The sequence below is a fragment of the Halomonas alkalisoli genome (assembly GCF_021412585.1).
GTDB lineage: Bacteria > Pseudomonadota > Gammaproteobacteria > Pseudomonadales > Halomonadaceae > Halomonas > Halomonas alkalisoli.
Genome location: NZ_JAKCMI010000041.1, coordinates 144,721 through 164,150, shown reverse-complemented (window position 1 = coordinate 164,150; position 19,430 = coordinate 144,721). Strand labels below are relative to the sequence as shown.

The window sequence follows — 19,430 nt, the reverse complement described above, 5'->3', positions numbered from 1 at the left end:
CTGATTCCGACACGGCCATCGTGGAGAGCTGAATGAACTATTTCGAGCCAACCATGCGGGAGGGGCAGTCGGGCCAGATTGGCCGTCGGCAGCAGCGCGTCGAGGACGATACCCTGCTGCGTGGCCATGGCCGCTACGCCGATGATCTTGCGGTTATGCCGGGCACCCTGCATGCCGCGGTGTTGCGCTCGCCCCACGCCCATGCACGCCTGACCCAGGTGGATGTCACAGCCGCGCTGACCATGCCCGGCGTGCACGAGGTGCTCACCAGGGAAGACATCAAGCGCTGGGCGCAGCCGTTTCCGGTCGGCGTGCGGCAGCCAATGGAGCACTGGTGCCTGGCCGTGGACAAGGTGCGCTATGTCGGCGAACCGGTTGCCGTGGTAATGGCCGAGAGTCGTTATCTGGCTAAGGACGCACTCGACGTCATCCGCTTAAGCTATACTCATTTCCAGATGCAACCGATTCTTATTAAGCCATCCTGGAGAAGTCAATGAACGCTTTTAAGCCAACTATTCAGGAGGGCCAGTCGGGTCGGATTGGCCGACGAGAGCAACGCGTCGAGGATGATGCCTTGCTGCGTGGCCATGGCCGCTACGCCGACGACCTTGCGGTGGCGCCTGGCACCCTGCATGCCGCGGTGTTGCGCTCACCTCACGCCCATGCCCGCCTGGTCGCGCTGGATGCCGCAGCGGCACTGGCCATGCCTGGGGTTCATGCCGTGCTGACCGGCGAGGATGTCAAACGCTGGGCGCAGCCCTTTCCGGTCGGCGTGCGGCAGCCAATGGAGCACTGGTGTCTGGCCGTTGACAAGGTGCGCTATGTCGGCGAACCGGTTGCCGTGGTAATGGCCGAGAGTCGCTATCTGGCTGAGGACGCACTCGACGTCATCCGTGTCGACTATGAGACGCTGGCCGTAGCGGTTGATGCCGAGATCGCCATTGAGTCGGACGCTCCGCTGCTCCATGAAGCGGTGGGTAGTAATATCGTCAGTGAGCGTCACTTTCGTTATGGCGATCCTGAGCGGGCTTTCGCCGAGGCCGAGCGGCGTGTCGCACTCAAGGTGCGCGTGCCGCGCAGCTCCTGTACGCCGATGGAGTGCTACGTAGTCATCGCCGACTACGATGTGTCCAGCGGCAGCTATGATGTGTTGTCCAATTTTCAGGGCCCCTATGCATTGCACTCGGTGATGACCCGAGCGTTGAAGGTGCCCGGCAACCGCCTGCGGTTGCGCACCCCGCCGGATTCCGGGGGTAGCTTCGGCATCAAGCAGGGTGTGTTTCCCTACGTGGTGATGATGGGACTGGCAGCGCGAAAGGCCGGCGCTCCCGTCAAGTGGGTGGAAGATCGTCTCGAGCATCTGCAGGGGGCGTCTTCGTCGACCAATCGCGTGACCGAGATCGAGGCGGCGGTCACTGCGGATGGTCGTGTCACGGCGCTGCGCTGGGATCAGATCGATGACTGTGGCGCTTATCTGCGCGCACCCGAACCGGCGACTTTTTATCGGATGCACGGCAACCTGACGGGGGCCTATGCCATCCGGCATCTCGCGGTTCGCAATCGCGTCGTATTGACCAACAAGACCCCCAGTGGACTCAATCGAGGCTTCGGCGGGCCCCAGGTCTATTTTGCTCTCGAGCGGCTGATGCAGCGTATCGCCATTGAACTCGACCTCGAGCCTCTCGACGTGATCCGTCGTAACCTGATACCTGCCGGGAGCTTTCCTTACCGTGCCGCTGCCGGTGCATTGCTCGACTCCGGCGACTATCCCGCTGCTGTGGAGCAGGGGATTCGCGAAGGTGGGCTGGATGAACTGCTGGCGCGTCGCGAGAATGCTCGCCGCGAAGGGAGGCTCTATGGCATCGGCTACACCGTGGCGGTGGAGCCATCAATCTCCAACATGGGCTACATCACCACCGCAATGACCCCGGAGGAGCGGCGCAAGGCCGGTCCCAAGAACGGGGCGGTGAGCACGGCGACGATCAGCATCGGTCCACTGGGTGATATCACCGCCCATGTCTCGTCGACGCCGCAGGGACAGGGGCACCGCACGGTGGTCGCTCAGGTGATCGCCGAGGTACTCGGGGTGCCGCTGGAGTCGATCAGCGTCAATGTGGAACTCGACACTGGCAAGGACGCCTGGTCGATCGCCTCGGGCAACTACTCTAGTCGCTTTTCCGGTGCCGTGGCCGGTGCGGTCTACTTGGCGGCACTCAAGGTGCGTGAGCGCCTGGCCGGTATCGCCGCCGCCCAATGGGACGTCGATGTCGAGCGTGTCCGTTTCGCTGCCAGCCGCGTACTGGTGGAAGACAGCGAGTTGTCGATGCCGTTTGCGCGTCTCGCTGGTGCTACCCACTGGGCGCCGGGGACGCTACCGGATAACGAGCCGGGTGGGCTTCGCGAAACGGCCTTCTGGTCGCCGCCCGAACTGGCTGCCCCGGATGACAGCGACCTGATCAACAGCTCCTTGTGCTATGGCTTCATCTTCGACTACTGCGGTGTAGAGATCGACCGGATCACCGGCAAGTTGCATCTGGACCGCTACGTCACGCTCCACGATGCCGGGCGTATGCTCAATCCGGATCTTGTCGACGGCCAGGTGCGCGGTGCCTTCGCCCAAGGGTTGGGTGCCGCTCTCATGGAAGAATTCGCTTACGGTGATGACGGCAGCTTCCAGTCCGGGACCTTCGCCGATTATCTGGTTCCTACCGCAGTGGAAGTCCCTGAGCCGGTGATCCTGCACATGGAGACTCCGTCTCCCTTCACGCCGCTGGGCGCAAAAGGGGTCGGCGAGGGGAATAACATGAGCACCCCGGTGTGTGTCGCCAATGCAGCGGCCGACGCCCTGGGGCTCAAGGATATCGAGCTACCCCTGACGCCTGCGAAGCTACGCACTCTGATCGGTATCGAGGAGCCGCCGCGCCCCGAAGGCGTGGGTGAGGAAGGCGTCCAACCCGCCAGCGGTGGCGGTTCACGACTGACGGCAAGCGACTCGGTGGAACTGCCGGGCGACCCGCAGACGGTGTTCGATACGCTGCTCGACCCCGAGACCCTGCAGGCGATTATCCCCGGCTGCCATGCCCTGGAACTTACCGGCAACAATGCCTATCGCGCCGATGTCACCGTCGGCGTGGGGATGATACGTGCCCGCTTCGATGCCCGGGTGGCACTCTCCGAACTCGTCCCACCCCACAGCTTGCAGCTCTCTGGTGCTGGCACCAGCGCCATGGGGTCGGCGGAGGGCAGTGCGCGGATTCGACTGACCGAGATCGAGGGTGGCCGGACCCGCCTCGACTACGACTACGACGCCGCCGTGGGCGGCAAGGTCGCCTCGGTGGGCGGGCGCATGCTGCAAAGCGCCTCGCGAATGATCATCGGCCAGATCTTCGCACGCCTGGCCCAGCGCATGGGCGGCGCCGCACCACGGCTGTCGCTGTGGCAGCGCTTCAAGGTCCTGTTCGCCGGCCGGGGAGGTCGCTCATGAAACCTGCTGCTTTCGATTATCTGCGCCCGTCGAGCCGTCGTGAGGCCTGCGAGCTGCTGCATGAGGCTGGAGACGACGCTCGGCTGATCGCCGGGGGGCAGTCGCTGATGGCGGTGCTCAACATGCGCCTGGCCCAGCCCAAGCGGCTGATCGATATCGCGGGTATCGAGGACCTGCATTACATCGAGCGTCGCGAAGACCATCTGGCCGTGGGCGCTGGGGTGACCCAGGCCGAACTACTCGAGTACCCCGGCCTCGCCGGGGCGGTCCCGTTGCTGGCGCAGGCGATGCCCTGGATCGGCCATTGGCAGACCCGTAACCGCGGCACGGTATGCGGTTCGATCGCCCACGCCGATCCCAGCGCCGAGCTGCCGCTGTGTCTGGCCACCCTGGGGGGTGAGGTGGTGCTCGAGAACCGGCGCGGCAAGGTGCGGCGGGTGGCGGCTCGAGACTTCTTCCAGGGCGTACTGACCACCGACCGCCACCCCGACGAGCTGATCACCGAGGTGCGGTTTCCCCTGGCGAGACCGGGCGCAGAGTACCGCTTCCACGAAGTGGCTATGCGCCATGGTGACTTCGCCATTGTCGCGCTGGCGGCGGTGATCGACAGCGACCGCGTCACCCTCGGCGTGGGTGGCGTCGCAGATCGCCCAGTGAGTCGCGAGTTCGCCCGCCACGATGACCCGAGCGAGGCCCTCAACGCCCTCGCCTGGTCCTTGGGCGCCGAGGACGATGCCCATGCCACGGCGGCCTATCGCCGCCAGTTGATCCGTGAGCTCGGCCGGGAGTTGATCGCCGGCAGGCCAAGTGACGAGGAGATCGCCCATGCACGCCAGGGCTGACCAGCGCATTCGCGTGACCCTGACCCTCAATGGCCGCGAGCGCAGCGGCTACGCCGAGCCCCGTACCCAGCTGTGTGACTTCCTTCGTCATGAGCTGGGGGCCACCGGCACGCACGTGGGCTGTGAGCACGGCGTGTGCGGGGCCTGCACGGTGCGTGTCGACGGTCGTGCCAGCCGCAGCTGCCTGATGCTCGCGGTACAGGCCGAGGGTCGGCGGCTCGACACCGTCGAGTCGCTGGCAGGGGAGGAGGGCCTTTCCGATCTGCAACAGGCTTTCCGGCGTCATCACGCCCTGCAGTGCGGCTTCTGCACCGCAGGCATTCTGATGTCCTGCGAGGAGTTCCTGGACCGAGTGGCCGACCCCAGCGAGGCCCAGGTGCGCGACATGCTGTCGGGTCATCTGTGCCGTTGCACCGGCTATACCGGCATGGTCCAGGCGGTACTCGAAGTGGCCCGGACGCGCCGCGAGGCGGCCGTGCCTGACAGTCAACAGGAGAACAACGATGTTTGATCTTGGTCGCAGTTTTCTCGCCTCGGTGGAGCGTCGCCCTCGGGCGATCGCCATTTCCGATGGCGAGCTACGCAAGACCTATGCCGAATGGTTCGCCGATATCCAGAGCGTGGCCAGGAGCCTCGAAGCGATGGGCCTGGCCAAGGGGGACCGTCTGCTGGTGGTGATGCAGAACCGCTGGCAGATAGCGACCCTGCACTGGGCCTGCCAATTCGCCGGGATCGTGGTCACCCCCCTCAACTGGCGATCCACGGCCCGGGATCTGAGTTACTGCATCGAGGATGCCGAGGTCAAGGCTCTCGCCTATGACGCTTCGGTGGCCGAAGCGGTGAACGGCTGTCCCGAGGCACAGCGGCTGCCACGTATCACTGCCGGAGGGGTCGAGGACCTCGGTGCCCATGACTTCGACGCCCTTCTCGGTGTGGACGGTGAGCTGGTATTGCGTGCCGATGCCGAGGATGTCTCGCTGATGCTCTACACCTCGGGCACCAGTGGCAAGCCCAAGGGCGTGCCACGCCTGCATCGTGCCGAGCGTGCCGCAGCGCTGGCCCATGTGGCCCAGAACCTCTATCGCCACGACGAGTGCACCCTCGGCGTGATGCCGCTCTATCACACCATGGGCGTGCGCTCGCTGCTGTCGATGGCACTGATCGACGGCCACTTCGTCTGCGTGCCGAAGTTCGATCCCGCGGCGACGCTGGACTCCATCGAGCGTGAGGGCGTCACGAACCTCTATCTGGTGCCGACCCTCTACCACATGCTCATCGAGCATCCCGAGTTCTCACCGTCACGGGTGGTCAGCGTCGACAAGCTGGGCTTCGCCGGCGCGCCGATGAGTGCGGGGCTGATGGCACGGGTTCAGGAGGCCTTCCAGCCCAGCCTGTTCGTCAACCACTACGGCAGCTCCGAGATCTATACCTTCACCATCGACCAACGGGCCAGTGACAAGCCGGGGTCGTCGGGGCGGCCGTCGCTCAACCAGCGCATCCGGGTGGTCAGGGTGGGCGCCGAGTCGCCGGACGCGATCCTGGGCGTGGGGGAAGAGGGCGAGATCATCGCCGACATGGCCGGCGACGAGGCCTTCCAGGGCTACTGGCACCGCCCCGATGCCGACCGCAAGGCGCTCAAGGAGGGCTGGTACTTCACCAGCGACACCGGCTACTTCGACGCCGACGGCGACCTGTTCGTCACGGGGCGGGTCGATGACCTGATCATCACCGGCGGCGAGAACGTCAGCCCGGTGGAGATCGAGAATGTGCTCTCGGTGCACCCCCAGGTGGAAGAGGTCGTGGTGGTGGGGCTGGCCGACGAACAGTGGGGCGAGGTGGTCACCGCCTTCGTCAAGGCCCGACAGGCCATCGATGAGGGCGAACTCGACCGGCACTGCGTCGATTGTGGCCTGGCCCGCTTCAAGCGCCCGCGGCGCTACGTCTTCGTCGACGAGATTCCCAAGTCCCCCGTGGGCAAGATCCTGCGCCGCGTACTGCGCGAACAGGATACCCCCAGCGCACAACCCCACTGACCAGCAAACCGACAAGGAACCAAGACATGACGACTACCGACGTGAACACCATCCTGGCCAGCGACTTCGACGGCTTCAGGGTCCAGGTCGATGCCGAGGCCGAGCGCGCCGACATCATCCTCGGCCGTCCACCGCTCAACGTGATCTCGATGCCCCAGCGCGACGAGCTGCGTAGCGTGTTCGAGGCACTGGACGCCCATGACGGCGTGCGGGTCATCGTGCTGCGCGCCGAGGGCGAACACTTCTCCAGTGGTGGCGACATCAAGGGGTTCCTCGAGGCCTCGCCCGAGCATGTCTCGAAACTCGCCGACAACGTGGCCGCCCCGGCGCGCTGCTCGAAGCCGGTGATCGCCGCCAACCGTGGCTACACCTTCGGCGTCGGCTTCGAGCTGTCGCTGGCCTGCGATTTCCGCATCGCCTCCGAGACGACCCTCTATGCCCTGCCGGAGCAGAAACTGGGGCAGATCCCAGGTTCCGGGGGCTCGGCCCGCCTACAAAAGATCATCGGCATCGCCCGGACCAAGCACATGGTGATGCGCGCCAAGCGCATCGGTGGTGCCCAGGCACTGGCGTGGGGTATCGCCACCGAGTGCGTGCCCGATGATCAGCTGGAGAGCGCTACCCAGGCGCTGGTGGATGAGCTGCGCGGCTTCTCGCCGCTTGCCCAGCGCACCGCCAAGCGCCTGATCAACGACAACGAGGATGCAACGCTGTCGGTGGCCATCGAGATGGAAGGTCACTGCTACAGCCGGCTGCGCACCTCCAGCGACTTCCGCGAGGGTGTCGAAGCCTTTCATGGCAAGCGCAAGGCTGCATTCACCGGTGAGTGATCATCGGCCCCATGACGCAACAACCTCATGGAGAGATCCCATGCAAGCTCACAACAACAATGGGGCAAGCCCCGTGCCAGCGGCTCCGGCGGATACCCGTCGCCCGCTGCTAAAGGACCTGCCCCGAGTCTTCACGGCCAAGTCGATCAGTACGGGCACCGTCGCCGCCTTATTCGGCTGCTCGGGGCCGGCGCTGATCGTGATCAGCGCCGCCGAGGCCGGCAACCTGAGCAACGGCCAGACGGTGGCCTGGCTGTTTGCCATCTACTTCCTGGGCGGGCTGATCAGTCTGATCATGGCCTTGCGCTATCGTCAGCCGATCACCGGCGCCTACTCGATTCCTGGGGCGGCGATCATGATAACCGCCCTGGCCACGATTCCCTTCACCGAGGCGGTCGGCGCCTTCATCATGAGCGGGGCCATCGTGCTGGCCCTGGGCGTCAGCGGGGTGGTGGGGCGCATCATGCGCTGGCTGCCGATGCCGATCGTCATGGCGATGATCGCCGGCGCCCTGATCCGCTTCGGCATCGGCGCGGTGAATGCGGTGGGCGCGGCGCCCTGGATCGCTGGCACGGCGGTGGTGGCCTTTTTCCTCAGCTCTCGCTTCATCAAGTCGGTGCCACCGGTACTGGTGGCCGCGGTGGTTGGGTTCATCGTGGCCTTCGCGATGGGCGCCGTGCAGCCCGCTGATGTGGACATCGCCTTCGTCGCCCCGGAATTCACCGCACCGAGCTTTACCCTGGGGGCCTTCCTGGCCATCTCCGTGCCGCTGGCGGCGCTGGTGATCGGGGCCGAGAACGCTCAGGCCACCGGAGTGCTGCTGGCCGAGGAGTATCGTCCCCCGGTCAATGCCATGACCATCATCAGCGGAATCGGCGGTATGCTCGCGGGGCTTCTCGGGGGACACAACGCCAATATCGCCGGGCCGATGACCGCTATCTGCTCGTCCGAGCAGGCCGGCGACGACAAGAGCACGCGCTATGGCGCCACCTTGGTCAATGGCGTGCTGTTCTGTGCCTTCGGCCTCTTTGCCGGTGCGGCGGTGCCCTTCATCCTGGCGCTGCCCGGCGCCCTGATCGGCAGTGTGGCCGGCCTGGCGATGATCGGGGTGCTGCTGGCGGCCTTCCAGCATGCCTTCTCCCGGCACCGCGGGCACCAGATCGGCGCCTTCGTGGCCCTGGTGGTGGCGATGAGCAATATCAGCCTGCTGGGCATCAGCTCGCCGTTCTGGGCGCTGGTATGCGGCATTGCCATCTCCCTGCTGTTGGGCGAGAAGACGCTGGACCCCGATACCGAGACGACCCGGGTGGCCGATTGAACGCGGCTGAACCACCGATGGCCATGAGAGGGCGGAGCGATGCGTGACCTCGATCATCAAGTGATCACCCAGGCACTGGCCTGGGTTCGTGAGGGGCACCCGATCTGGCTGTGCACGGTGCTGGCGACCTACGGGTCGGCACCCCGTGGGCCGGGCGCAATGCTCGTCGCCCGGCGCGATGGTCAGCATGTCGGCTCGCTGTCCGGCGGCTGTGTCGAGGAGGCCTTCCTCGAGGAAGTTGTCGCCGGCCACTTCGACCGGCCGGTGACCCTGCGTCGCTATGGTGAAAGTCGCGAGGAGAGCCAACGTCTCGCCCTGCCCTGCGGCGGTGTGCTCGAGGTGCTGATCGAGCACCGTGCCCCCGACGCCGCCTGGCTGGCGCACCTCGAGGTGCTGTACCAGGCCCTGCAGGGGCAGCGCCGACTGGTGCGGCGAGTCGATATCGAGGCCGGCGCCTTTCAGGCTCGCGATGATGACGTTGCCGAGGGGCCATGCGTGGTGCACAGGCCCGTGTCCGTCGAAATCCGTATCGGCCCCGTGCTGCGCCTGCTGCTGGCCGGCCTCTCGCCGGTGGCCGAGGCCTGTGCTCGCTTCGCCCAGGCGTTGGGCCACGAGGTGATCGTCTGTGACCCTCGCCCGGAGATGCGTGGAGGCTTCGTTGTCGAGGGAGTGACGGTGGTACCACAGTTGCCGTCGGCCTTCATCGCCGCCGGGGGCTGCCATGCGGCAACCGCGGTGGTGGCCTTGACCCACGATCCGCGCATCGACGATCTGGCCATGATCGAGGCAGTGCGTACCGAGGCCTTCTATATCGGCGTGATGGGCTCGCGCCGGACCTCGGATGCCCGTGCCACACGGCTGCTGCGTTCCGGAGGGCTGTCCCAGCCCGATATCGATCGCATCCACATGCCGATCGGCCTCGATCTCGGCAGCAAGACCCCGACCGAGATTGCCCTGGCGGTGGTGGCCGATATCGTGCGGGTCTACCACGGGAAAGCGCGCGATGCCCTCTGACACCGTCGTTGCCCTGGTATTGGCGGCAGGCAGGGCGCGTCGCTTCGGCAATGACAAGCGCAGAGCCTGCCTGCCTGGCCGGGGGACGCTGTTGGCCGCCACGTTGTCCACCCTCGGCCCGCACTTTACCGATATCCGGGTGGTACTGGGCATCGAGGATGATCCCGCGTGTCTGGGTATTGCCAAGGGCATCGGCACTATCGTTGCCGAGAGGGCAGAACAGGGGATGGGAGAAAGCCTCGCCGCTGGTATCCGCGCGCTGAGTACCGAGAGCCAAGCCTCGGCAGTCGCAGTGATGCTGGGCGATATGCCTTGGTTGAGTGAGGAAACCTTTACGCTATTGTGCTCAAGGGCCTGTGACCAGTCCATCGTATGGCCCGTCTACTGTGGGCAGGCTGGACACCCGGTGCTGTTTGGCCGGCGCTTCTGGGGCGCGCTTGAGCGGCTCACCGGTGACCGGGGCGCTCGCAGCGTGGTGCGGCACCATCGAGATGCCTGTATCGAGATCGAGGTTCAGGACCCGGGCGTCGTGCAGGATGTGGACCGGCCAGTGGATCTTGCCTGGGCAAGGCATAGTGGCCACTGAGTGACTCGCCATGCGACTTTGGTCTGGCTGTGGCCGGTGCGCCGGTAAGAGATGGTACGCTGGGTTGTACCAGCATGCCCTTACACTTCCACTGACGAGGACGTCATGTCGAGTGCCCACCGCATCTTGCATGGCGGTTTTGGTCGCGTTGCCCTGCTGGACATGGACGAGTCGCTGGTGCCCCACGCCCATTCCGAATGCCATGTACTGCTCAAGGTCTCCGGGGAGGATACCTACTTTTCGGTGCGCGATCGCCGGTTGCCGCTGACGGATAGGACGGCTGTGCTCGTCAATGCCTGGGAGCCTCACTTCTACGATCACCAGAACGGTGCCGCCGACACCCTGATCCTGGCCCTCTACATTGAGCCGAGCTGGCTGGCAGCCTTACAGAAGGAGCTGGCGCTCAGTGGCCGGCCCGACTTCTTCTCCAGTCCCTGTATCGAACTCACCCCTCGCATGCGCCATCATGCGGACTTGTTGATTGCCGCCATGTTCTCCTTCGGGCTGGTGCCTCAGGACAGGCTGGAAGAGCTGCTCTTTGATTTGCTGATCGGGATCACCGAGAAGCATTCCGACTGGCGCCACCTGGCCAGGCTGCGTGTCGGTGTCGCTAGCGATTTCTACGATGCGCGTATCCGCCAGGCGATCCAGTTCATTCTCGACCATCCCCGAGGGGAGCTGGACATGGAGGGCATAGCCCGACAGTGTGGGTTGTCTCGGGCGCACTTCTTTACCTTGTTCAAGAAGAATACCGGCATGACCCCGCAGATGTTTGCCAATATTGGCAAGATGCAGATGGCGTTCTGTTGTCTGTCCGACAATCGGACCGGCACTCTGGGGAACCTGGCCGAATCCCTAGGCTTCTCCGAGCAGGGCCACTTCACGCGCTTCTTTCGCCGCCATATCGGCGCCTCACCCAGCCAGTACCAGAAGGTGACCGATAGCTACAGGCTCCTCTCGTGAGTCCTGTCCACCGACAGCTCTTCAACCAAGTGCCACCAGTTCGATCACCTGCATCCATGATGGCCCTTCGGTCTGCTCCATCCTGAAGCGGACGTCCACGTCGCGCAGCCGCACCCCATAGACCCGTGCTTCGCCCTCCTGGCGCCCCGCGGCGTGATAGGCGGGTCGCGGGTCCTGGGCCAGGACCTGGATGATCAGCTCGCGCAGCGAGGCGCCATCGGGCCGTGCTGCCAGGGCGGCTTCCGCATCGGCCGAGAAACCCACCGCAAGCCGTGGCGGCGCCTCCGGTGCAAAGCCGGCGCGGGCTTCGGGGCGTGCTTCCGCCCAGGGAAGGTAGGGTTTGATATCGAGCACCGGGGTGCCGCTGACCAGATCGCAGCCGCGCAGCTCGAGGCATACCCCGCGCCGGGTATCGATGTCGATCAGTTCCACCAGCGATAGCCCGAGGCGGTTGGGGCGGTGGGTGCTGCGGCTGGCGAAGACGCCGACCCGGGCATTGCCCCCCAGCCGGGGCGGGCGTACCAGCGGCACCCAGCGCCGATCGGGGCTAAGGTGGAAGATGAAGGTCAGCCACAGGTGGCTGAACTCCTCCAGCCCGCGTACGGCGAGCGGGTCGTCGAAGGGGGGAGAGAGCACCAGGCTGGCACGAGCGGCCGGCGCCAGGCCCGGCTGTCGGGGGATGCCGAACTTGTCGGGGAAGTCGCTGGCGATATGGCCGATGGGCTGCATCGCGAAGTCGGCGTCAGGCTGTGGAGGAGTCATGGCGCCGATTATGCCCACCATTGGCCGCGACAGCGAGCTTGTGTAACCTGCGTGCCGGGTTTGTCACTTACAGCAGGAACAACGGGGTGGAAACGATGACGACCAAGGAAGCGCCATCGGCGCCTGCCCAGTCTCCACGGATTATCTATCGCCAGGCCATGGCCCGCGACGGAGCCGACCAGGCTGAAGTCTTCCACCATGCTGTCATGCAGGGGGCGGCGGCGCACTATAGCGTGAAACAGCGGGAGGCCTGGGCGAACTCGCTGCCGCGCGAGGCGAGCGTATGGGGGGCGCGCCAGGCGCTCTATACGACCCTGGTTGCTGCCTGCGACGGTCGCTGCGTGGGCTTTCTCGAACTGAACGTTTCCGATGCCCATATCGAGACGCTCTATGTCTGGCCCTCGCTGGCACGGCGGGGTATCGGCACGACCCTGCTGGTCCACGCCAAACGACTGCTGCTGGAGAACGGCTGCGAAAGGGTCACCATCGACGCCAGCCTGATGCTGGCCGACAGCCTGCTTCGTTGCGGCTGGCAGGACCGTGGTGAGGAGTGGGTGGAGCGTGCCGGTGAGCGTCTTCTGCGTCGACGACTGGAGAAGCGGCTGGTAGCGGTGGAGACCTGAGGACGCTGGGCAGGGGAGTGGCCGTGCAACGCCATGCAGCCAAGGCAAGGGCAGGGCGTTGCACCAGCGAAGGACTAGGCGTCGTGCAGGTCGACGATGCGCATCGACAGGTCGATGGCCTTGATGTCCTTGGTCAGGGCGCCGCTGGAGATGCAGTCGACGCCGGTGTCGGCGATGGCGCGCAGGGTGGTCTCATCCACATTGCCTGACGCCTCCAGCGTGGCACGCCCGGCATTGCGCTTCACCGCTTCGCGCATGTCGTCGAGCGAGAAGTTGTCGAGCATCACGATGTCGGCACCGGCGGCCAGAGCCTGGTCGAGTTCCTCGAAACTCTCCACCTCCACTTCCACCGGCAGGTCACTGGCGATGCGGCGGGCGGCCTTGACCGCTGCCTCGATTCCGCCGCAGGCAGCGATGTGGTTCTCCTTGATCAGGAAGGCGTCATAGAGTCCGATACGGTGGTTGTGCCCGCCGCCACAGGTGACCGCATACTTCTGTGCCAGGCGCAGCCCGGGCAGGGTCTTGCGGGTATCGAGCAGGCGCACGCCGGTGCCTTCGAGCAGCGTCGCGTAGTGGCGGGTGCGGGTAGCGGTGGCCGACAGCGACTGCAGCAGGTTCAGTGCCGCGCGCTCGCCGGTGAGCAGGCTGCGGGCGGGGCCTTCGAGTTCGAGAAAGCACTGGCCCGCTTCCAGCGGGTCGCCGTCGGCAGCGCTCCAGCGCAGGGTGACGCTGACGTCGAGTCGGCGAAAGAGCTCCTCGACCCAGGCCATGCCGCAGAGTACCGCCGGCTCGCGGGTGATCACCCGGGCGCTCGCCCACTGGGTGTCGGGAATCAGCTGAGCGGTGATGTCGCCGGGGCCGACATCTTCAGCGAGCAGGTGAGCCGCGCTGGCGCGGATCTCTTCGATAAGGGCATCCTGATAATGCATGGCAGGCCTTTTCGGGTTCATGGAGCGCATGGGCAAGGAGCTGCAAGACCGTCATTATAGGGAACTACAGCGAGGGCGTCAGGGGAGCGAGATGAGAATCGACAACGGCTGGTTACAGGGAGCGCGACAGGTGCCGTCACCGAATCAGGACGGGCGGCCCGAGCATGAAATCTCGGCGCTGGTGCTGCATTCGATCAGCCTGCCTCCCGGCGAGTACGGCGGCGACCATATCGAGCGCCTGTTCACCAACCGCCTCGATCCCGACGCGCACCCCTTCTTTCCGGCCATTGCCGAGCTGAAGGTATCGGCGCATCTGTTGATTCGCCGCGATGGCGAGTGCGTACAGTTCGTGCCCTTCGATCGCCGCGCCTGGCATGCCGGTCGCTCCTGCTGGATCGATGGGGGGCGTGCACGGCGTGCGCTCAATGACTTCTCCATCGGCATCGAGCTGGAAGGCGATGAGGTCAGCGCCTACCGGGAGGCCCAGTATCGGGCTCTGGCGCATACGGTACAGGCGCTGATGGACCGCTATCCGGACATCACGCCAGGGCGTATCACCAGCCACGCGCGCGTGGCTCCGTTGCGCAAGACCGATCCCGGGCCGGCCTTTGACTGGGCCTATTTTCGCCACTGTCTGCGCTGATCGAATGACGCTGAAGGATACCGGGAAGTGCTGTGCTGACAGTCACCTGGATTGAATCATACGGTAGTTTTATTACATTGGTGGACACGAGCCGAAGACCAGTGAGGAGTACGGCGTAAGGGCTTGTGTTGCAATGCAATGCAGTTGTTATGGAAACGTTTTCCATTCTATTTTAATTGGCAGGGAGCCCACTTTCCGGTATGTTCTACGCCATTAGTGGTATTCGATGCCACCTCGTTATGTAATTTGACTACAAGAGCCGCCTGGCGGCCTCGCTTTTCCCTGATCGTCAGTTACCACAGGCCCCATCGATCCGGTTGGGGCTTCCTGACATCACATTGTCACTCGGAGAGACGTCTATGAGTCTTGAGGCAAGAGAAGATTTCGATCCGGTCGAAACCACGGAATGGCTGGATTCCCTGGAGTCGGTCATGGATCGTGAGGGCGAAGACCGTGCCCGGTACCTGCTGACGCGCCTGGCTGACCGGCTGCGCCGCGATGGATTGCAGGCTCCCTTCTCTGTGACGACACCGCATCGCAACACCATACCGGTGCATCGCGAAGCGCCGATGCCGGGCGATCTGTTCATGGAGCGTCGCATCCGCTCCCTGATTCGCTACAACGCCATTGCTCAAGTCATTCGTAACAACCGGGCCAATCCGGGGCTGGGCGGTCATATCGCCAGTTTCATGTCGGCGGCAACACTGTACGACGTCGGCTTCAACCATTTCTTCCGCGCCCCCGATGGCGACTTCGAGGGTGACCTGGTCTATATCCAGGGCCACGTGGCGCCGGGCGTCTATGCCCGTGCCTACCTGGAAGGGCGCCTCACCGAGGCGCAGATGGACAAGTATCGCCAGGAAGTCGATGGTGACGGTCTCTCCTCCTATCCGCACCCCTGGCTGATGCCGGACTTCTGGCAGTTCCCCACGGTCTCCATGGGCCTGGGGCCGATTCAGGCGATCTACCAGGCACACGTGATGAAGTACCTGGATTCGCGTGAGCTCAAGAACATGTATGACCGCAAGATCTGGTGCTTCATGGGTGACGGCGAGTGCGACGAGCCGGAGTCCCTGGGTGCGATCTCGCTGGCCGGTCGTGAAAAGCTCGACAACCTGATCTTCGTGATCAACTGCAACCTGCAGCGTCTCGATGGCCCGGTGCGCGGCAATGGCCGGATCATGGACGAGCTCGAGGGCGTCTTCCGCGGCGCCGGCTGGAATGTGCTCAAGGTGGTCTGGGGCCGGCTCTGGGATCCGCTGTTCGAGAAGGACAAGAAGGGCATCCTGCAAAAGCGCATGGATGAGGCGGTTGACGGCGAGTACCAGAACTACAAGGCCAACGGCGGTGCCTACACCCGCGAGCACTTCTTCGGCAAGTATCCGGAAACCGCCGAACTGGTCAAGGACATGTCCGACGAGGACATCTGGAAGCTCAACCGCGGCGGCCACGACCCCTTCAAGGTCTATGCGGCCTACAACGAGGCGGTCAACAACCCCAACGGCAAGCCTACCGTGATCCTGGCGCATACGGTCAAGGGCTACGGGATGGGTAGCGGCGACGGCGAGGCGGCCAACGAGGCGCACCAGGTCAAGACCATGGAGTACGAGGCGCTGCGGAAATTCCGCGATCGCTTCGGCATTCCGCTCACCGACGAGCAGCTCAAGGAAGTGCCCTACTACAAGCCGGAGGACGACTCCCCCGAGCTCAAGTACATGCACCTGCAGCGTGAGCGCCTGGGCGGCTACCTTCCCCAGCGGCGCAGCGACTTCGAGGCGCTCGAGATTCCCTCGCTGGACGACAAGATATTCGCCTCCCAGACCGCTGGCTCCAAGGGGCGGGAAGTCTCTACCACCATGTCGTTCGTGCGCATTCTCAACGGCCTGGTGAAGCACAAGACGCTGGGCAAGCAGGTGGTGCCGATCATCCCCGACGAGGCTCGCACCTTCGGCATGGAGGGGATGTTCCGCCAGCTTGGCATCTATACCTCGGAAGGCCAGAAGTACGAGCCCGTCGACAAGGGCCAGATCATGTTCTACCGCGAGGACAAGCAGGGCCAGATCCTCGAGGAGGGCATCAGCGAGGCGGGTGCCATGTCGGCGTGGATCGCCGCTGCCACCTCCTACAGCAACAACAACCTGACGCTGCTGCCGTTCTATATCTACTACTCGATGTTCGGCTTCCAGCGTATCGGCGATCTGGCCTGGGCCGCCGGTGACCTTCAGGCACGTGGCTTCATGGTGGGCGGTACCGCGGGGCGGACCACCCTGAACGGCGAGGGGCTGCAGCACCAGGATGGCCACAGCCACCTGCAGGCGTCCACCATCCCCAACTGTCGCAGCTACGACCCCACCTATGCCCACGAGGTGGCGGTGATCGTCCAGGATGGCCTGAAGCGGATGTTTGCCGACAAGGAAAACTGCTTCTACTACCTGACGGTGATGAACGAGAACTACGAGCATCCCGAACTCGACGAACTGCCGGCCGAGGACATCATCAAGGGCATGTACCGCCTGCGCGAGGTGAAGGGCGACAAGGGGCATGTCCAGCTCCTGGGTTGCGGCACCATCCTGCGCGAGGTCGAGGTGGCAGCCCAGATGCTGGCCGACGAGTGGGGAGTGGGTTCCGAGGTTTGGAGTGTCACCAGCTTCAACGAGCTACGCCGCGAGGCGCTGGGCCTGGAGCGTGAGGCATTCCTGAATCCGGATGACGAGCCGGTCAAGCCGCATGTCACGCGCTGCCTCGAGGGTCGCGAGGGGCCTGTCATTGCCTCGACCGACTATATGCGCCTGTTCGCCGATCAGGTCCGTGCCTGGGTTCCGACCGACTACCATGTGCTAGGGACCGATGGCTATGGGCGCTCCGACACTCGCGAGAAGCTTCGCCATTTCTTCGAGGTTGACCGTTACTTCGTGACCGTCGCTGCTCTCAAGGCATTGGCCGACCGCGGCGACCTGGACCGCAAGGTCGTCGCCGAGGCGATCAAGAAGTACGGCATTGATCCCAGCAAGCCTAATCCGCTGACCAGCTGATTCCAGTGGCCAGGCGGGCCCAGGGCCCGCCTGCTCCAGGCACGATTTGGAAGGAGCGCGACCTTGAGTAGCGAAATCATCAAAGTTCCCGACATCGGCGGTAGTGAAGATGTCGAAATCATCGAAATCGCGGTGTCCGAAGGCGACGTCATCGAGGCCGAGGATACCTTGATCACCCTGGAGTCCGACAAGGCCAGCATGGACGTACCCGCACCCAAGGGGGGCAAGGTACTGAAGGTGCTGGTCAAGGAGGGCGATACCGTCTCCGAGGGCGACGACATCGTCGAGCTCGAGGTGGAAGGGGCCGACAGCGGCAAAGACGACGCGCCTGCGAAGGCCGAGTCGAGCGAGGAGAAGGCTGCTGAAGCACAGGCAGCCGAGAAGAAGGGTGCCGAGGAGAAGCCGGCGGCCAAGGCTTCCGGGGGCGGCGGCTCGCGCACGGTGGAGATCACGGTGCCCGACCTGGGTGGCTCCAGCGATGTGGAGATCATCGAGGTGGCCGTGGCCGAAGGCGACGACATCGAGGCCGAAGATACCTTGTTTACCCTGGAGTCCGACAAGGCCTCCATGGATGTGCCGAGCCCCCATACCGGCAAGCTGATCACGCTGACGGTGAAAGAGGGCGATACGGTTTCCGAAGGCGATGTGGTCGGCACCATGCAGATCGCCGGTGAAGGCGGCGACAGCGAGGCGACACCCGCCGCCGAGTCCACGTCGGCAGCGACCGAGCAGGACGAAGAGGAAGCGGGTTCGGCGGAAGAGCAGCCTGCCGCCACGGGGGAGCCGGAGCGCAAGGAGGTTCGCGTACCGGATCTGTCTGGTGCCAGCGACGTGCCGATCATCGAGATGGCCGCCAGCGTAGGCGACGAGGTCGACGAGGAAGATCCGCTGATCACGCTGGAGTCGGACAAGGCCAGCATGGACGTGCCGAGCCCCTACAAGGGCAAGCTGGTGGAGCTCACCGTCAAGGAGGGCGACACCGTCTCCGAAGGCGACCTGATCGGCTATATCGAAGTGGCCGGTGCCAAGCCGGCGGCGGGCCAGGCGAGCAAAGAGCCGAGCAAGAAACCGGCCGAACAGAAAGCGTCAGCGTCGTCGGCCAAGGCGGACAAGCCGGCATCGACGACGCCCACCGGCACGCCGAGCCCCGAAGCGCAGATGGCCGCTCACAAGCCGCGAGACGGCAAGCTGGTGCATGCCGGTCCGGCGGTGCGCATGCTGGCCCGCGAGCTGGGCGTGGACCTGGGGCTGGTCAAGCCCAGTGGTCCGAAGGAGCGGGTGCTGAAGGAGGATGTTCACGCCTACGTCAAGCAGGTGATGGCCGGGACGGCCAAGGCGCCGAGCCAGGCCGCGGCTCCGGCGGCTACCGGTGGTGCCGGTATCCCGCCGATTCCTGAAGTCGACTTCAGCCAGTTCGGTGAGGTGGAAGAGAAGCCCATGGGGCGCCTGCTCAAGATGGGGGCCACCAACCTGCATCGCAGCTGGCTCAATGTGCCCCACGTGACCCAGTTCGACGAGGCGGATATCACCGAGCTGGAGGCGTTCCGCAAGGCGATGAAGGCGGAGGCCGAGGCGCAGGGCGCCAAGCTCACGCCGTTGCCCTTCCTGGTCAAGGCCTGCGCTTTCGCACTGAGGCGCTTCCCGCAGTTCAACGTCAGCCTGAAGGGTGACGGCGAGACCCTGGTGTGGAAGAAATATGTCCACATCGGGATCGCGGTGGACACGCCGGACGGGCTGATGGTGCCGGTGGTGCGCGATGCCGACAAGAAGTCGCTGGTCGAGATCGCCACCACCATGGCCGATCTCGGCAAGAAGGCGCAGACCAAGAAGCTCAAGCGTGAGGAGATGACCGGCGGTTGCTTCACGATCTCGAGCCTTGGCTCCATTGGCGGCACGGCCTTCACGCCCATCGTCAACGCGCCGGAGGTGGCCATCCTCGGCGTCTCCAAGGCGCAGATGAAGCCGGTCTGGAACGGCAGCGACTTCGAACCGCGGCTGATGATGCCGCTGTCGCTCTCCTACGACCACCGGGCGATCAACGGTGCCGATGCGGCACGATTCACGGCCTTCCTGGCCGATGTGCTGACCGACATCCGTCGACTGTTGCTATAGATTGTCGCTGTAAGCATTTGGTTCGACCCCGATCACCGGCGGCGCCTCCTTGGGGCGCCGCCGGTGTTTCCGTAAGGCTGGCAGGCCACAGGGAAGACCAAAGTGCAAGTTGCGTGTTAATTGGCTGAAAAGACTGATGCTTTGTCTCTCATGAACCTCATCGTCAGCGTATTCGAGGTTGTCTGGCCGAGGCCACACGGTTATCGTTCTTTTCCACTCTTTTTTCACCCCAGAATTTATCACTCTCTCAAGGAGCAGC

Annotated in this window: 16 protein-coding genes; 14 read left to right on the top strand and 2 right to left on the bottom strand. The window is 64.6% G+C overall.

Going from position 1 to position 19,430, the window contains the following annotated elements; all coding sequences use genetic code 11:
• Positions 1–32: 32 nt before the first annotated feature.
• The 10 genes from LY622_RS18755 (at position 33) to LY622_RS18710 (ending at position 11,070) form a co-directional block, all read left to right on the top strand.
• Positions 33–497, top strand: a complete 465-nt coding sequence (locus tag LY622_RS18755; protein ID WP_234292259.1) for a hypothetical protein — start codon at positions 33–35, stop codon at positions 495–497.
• Entirely contained in the window at positions 494–3,484 is a 2,991-nt protein-coding gene (locus LY622_RS18750; RefSeq protein ID WP_234292258.1) for a xanthine dehydrogenase family protein molybdopterin-binding subunit, read from the top strand. Before LY622_RS18755 ends, LY622_RS18750 begins: the two co-directional genes overlap by 4 nt.
• Positions 3,481–4,326, top strand: a complete 846-nt coding sequence (locus tag LY622_RS18745; RefSeq protein ID WP_234292257.1) for an FAD binding domain-containing protein — start codon at positions 3,481–3,483, stop codon at positions 4,324–4,326. Before LY622_RS18750 ends, LY622_RS18745 begins: the two co-directional genes overlap by 4 nt.
• On the top strand, positions 4,310–4,837 hold the full coding sequence (locus tag LY622_RS18740) for a (2Fe-2S)-binding protein (RefSeq protein WP_234292256.1): 528 nt from the start codon (positions 4,310–4,312) through the stop codon (positions 4,835–4,837). Before LY622_RS18745 ends, LY622_RS18740 begins: the two co-directional genes overlap by 17 nt.
• Positions 4,830–6,359, top strand: coding sequence for an AMP-binding protein (locus LY622_RS18735; protein WP_234292255.1), 1,530 nt, complete (start codon positions 4,830–4,832; stop codon positions 6,357–6,359). Before LY622_RS18740 ends, LY622_RS18735 begins: the two co-directional genes overlap by 8 nt.
• 26 nt (positions 6,360–6,385) lie before the next feature.
• The gene (locus LY622_RS18730; protein ID WP_234292254.1) at positions 6,386–7,189 is read left to right on the top strand and encodes an enoyl-CoA hydratase/isomerase family protein; all 804 of its coding nucleotides are present in this window, start codon (positions 6,386–6,388) and stop codon (positions 7,187–7,189) included.
• A 40-nt stretch (positions 7,190–7,229) separates the two neighbouring features.
• The gene (locus tag LY622_RS18725) at positions 7,230–8,507 is read left to right on the top strand and encodes a benzoate/H(+) symporter BenE family transporter (protein ID WP_234292253.1); all 1,278 of its coding nucleotides are present in this window, start codon (positions 7,230–7,232) and stop codon (positions 8,505–8,507) included.
• Positions 8,508–8,546: 39 nt separating this feature from the next.
• A complete protein-coding gene (locus tag LY622_RS18720; RefSeq protein WP_234292252.1) occupies positions 8,547–9,521 on the top strand; it encodes an XdhC family protein in 975 nt (324 codons plus the stop codon).
• Entirely contained in the window at positions 9,511–10,107 is a 597-nt protein-coding gene (locus LY622_RS18715; protein WP_234292251.1) for a nucleotidyltransferase family protein, read from the top strand. Before LY622_RS18720 ends, LY622_RS18715 begins: the two co-directional genes overlap by 11 nt.
• A 105-nt stretch (positions 10,108–10,212) precedes the next feature.
• A complete protein-coding gene (locus LY622_RS18710; protein WP_234292250.1) occupies positions 10,213–11,070 on the top strand; it encodes a helix-turn-helix transcriptional regulator in 858 nt (285 codons plus the stop codon).
• Positions 11,071–11,091: 21 nt separating this feature from the next.
• Here the strand turns inward: LY622_RS18710 and tsaA are convergent, their stop codons facing one another.
• Entirely contained in the window at positions 11,092–11,832 is a 741-nt protein-coding gene (tsaA, locus tag LY622_RS18705) for a tRNA (N6-threonylcarbamoyladenosine(37)-N6)-methyltransferase TrmO (RefSeq protein ID WP_234292249.1), read from the bottom strand.
• A gap of 95 nt (positions 11,833–11,927) precedes the next feature.
• On the opposite strand from tsaA, the gene LY622_RS18700 reads away from it, so the two are divergent.
• Positions 11,928–12,455, top strand: a complete 528-nt coding sequence (locus LY622_RS18700) for a GNAT family N-acetyltransferase (protein ID WP_234292248.1) — start codon at positions 11,928–11,930, stop codon at positions 12,453–12,455.
• 74 nt (positions 12,456–12,529) lie between these two features.
• On the opposite strand, the gene nadC is transcribed toward LY622_RS18700, so the two are convergent.
• Complete coding sequence (nadC, locus tag LY622_RS18695) at positions 12,530–13,384, bottom strand: carboxylating nicotinate-nucleotide diphosphorylase (protein WP_234292247.1); 855 nt, start codon at positions 13,382–13,384, stop codon at positions 12,530–12,532.
• Positions 13,385–13,475: 91 nt separating this feature from the next.
• Here nadC and ampD point away from each other — a divergent pair, with 91 nt between their 5' ends.
• From ampD to aceF, 3 genes are all read left to right on the top strand, one after another.
• On the top strand, positions 13,476–14,027 hold the full coding sequence (gene ampD, locus LY622_RS18690; protein WP_234292246.1) for a 1,6-anhydro-N-acetylmuramyl-L-alanine amidase AmpD: 552 nt from the start codon (positions 13,476–13,478) through the stop codon (positions 14,025–14,027).
• Between the two features lie 359 nt (positions 14,028–14,386).
• Positions 14,387–17,059: a pyruvate dehydrogenase (acetyl-transferring), homodimeric type gene (gene aceE, locus LY622_RS18685; RefSeq protein WP_234292245.1), complete on the top strand. Its 2,673-nt coding sequence runs from the start codon at positions 14,387–14,389 to the stop codon at positions 17,057–17,059.
• Between the two features lie 63 nt (positions 17,060–17,122).
• Positions 17,123–19,171, top strand: a complete 2,049-nt coding sequence (aceF, locus tag LY622_RS18680) for a pyruvate dehydrogenase complex dihydrolipoyllysine-residue acetyltransferase (RefSeq protein ID WP_234292244.1) — start codon at positions 17,123–17,125, stop codon at positions 19,169–19,171.
• The last annotated feature ends 259 nt before the right edge of the window (positions 19,172–19,430 follow it).

Excerpts from the sequence above, each read along its gene's own strand:
- LY622_RS18710 (WP_234292250.1), top strand. The coding sequence starts at position 10,213 with ATGTCGAGTGCCCACCGCATCTTGCATGGCGGTTTTGGTCGCGTTGCC.
- LY622_RS18755 (WP_234292259.1), top strand. The coding sequence starts at position 33 with ATGAACTATTTCGAGCCAACCATGCGGGAGGGGCAGTCGGGCCAGATT.
- aceE (WP_234292245.1), top strand. The coding sequence starts at position 14,387 with ATGAGTCTTGAGGCAAGAGAAGATTTCGATCCGGTCGAAACCACGGAA.
- LY622_RS18715 (WP_234292251.1), top strand. The coding sequence starts at position 9,511 with ATGCCCTCTGACACCGTCGTTGCCCTGGTATTGGCGGCAGGCAGGGCG.
- LY622_RS18750 (WP_234292258.1), top strand. The coding sequence starts at position 494 with ATGAACGCTTTTAAGCCAACTATTCAGGAGGGCCAGTCGGGTCGGATT.
- LY622_RS18740 (WP_234292256.1), top strand. The coding sequence starts at position 4,310 with ATGCACGCCAGGGCTGACCAGCGCATTCGCGTGACCCTGACCCTCAAT.
- LY622_RS18730 (WP_234292254.1), top strand. The coding sequence starts at position 6,386 with ATGACGACTACCGACGTGAACACCATCCTGGCCAGCGACTTCGACGGC.
- tsaA (WP_234292249.1), bottom strand. The coding sequence starts at position 11,832 with ATGACTCCTCCACAGCCTGACGCCGACTTCGCGATGCAGCCCATCGGC.
- ampD (WP_234292246.1), top strand. The coding sequence starts at position 13,476 with ATGAGAATCGACAACGGCTGGTTACAGGGAGCGCGACAGGTGCCGTCA.
- LY622_RS18720 (WP_234292252.1), top strand. The coding sequence starts at position 8,547 with ATGCGTGACCTCGATCATCAAGTGATCACCCAGGCACTGGCCTGGGTT.
- LY622_RS18735 (WP_234292255.1), top strand. The coding sequence starts at position 4,830 with ATGTTTGATCTTGGTCGCAGTTTTCTCGCCTCGGTGGAGCGTCGCCCT.
- LY622_RS18700 (WP_234292248.1), top strand. The coding sequence starts at position 11,928 with ATGACGACCAAGGAAGCGCCATCGGCGCCTGCCCAGTCTCCACGGATT.
- nadC (WP_234292247.1), bottom strand. The coding sequence starts at position 13,384 with ATGCATTATCAGGATGCCCTTATCGAAGAGATCCGCGCCAGCGCGGCT.
- LY622_RS18725 (WP_234292253.1), top strand. The coding sequence starts at position 7,230 with ATGCAAGCTCACAACAACAATGGGGCAAGCCCCGTGCCAGCGGCTCCG.
- LY622_RS18745 (WP_234292257.1), top strand. The coding sequence starts at position 3,481 with ATGAAACCTGCTGCTTTCGATTATCTGCGCCCGTCGAGCCGTCGTGAG.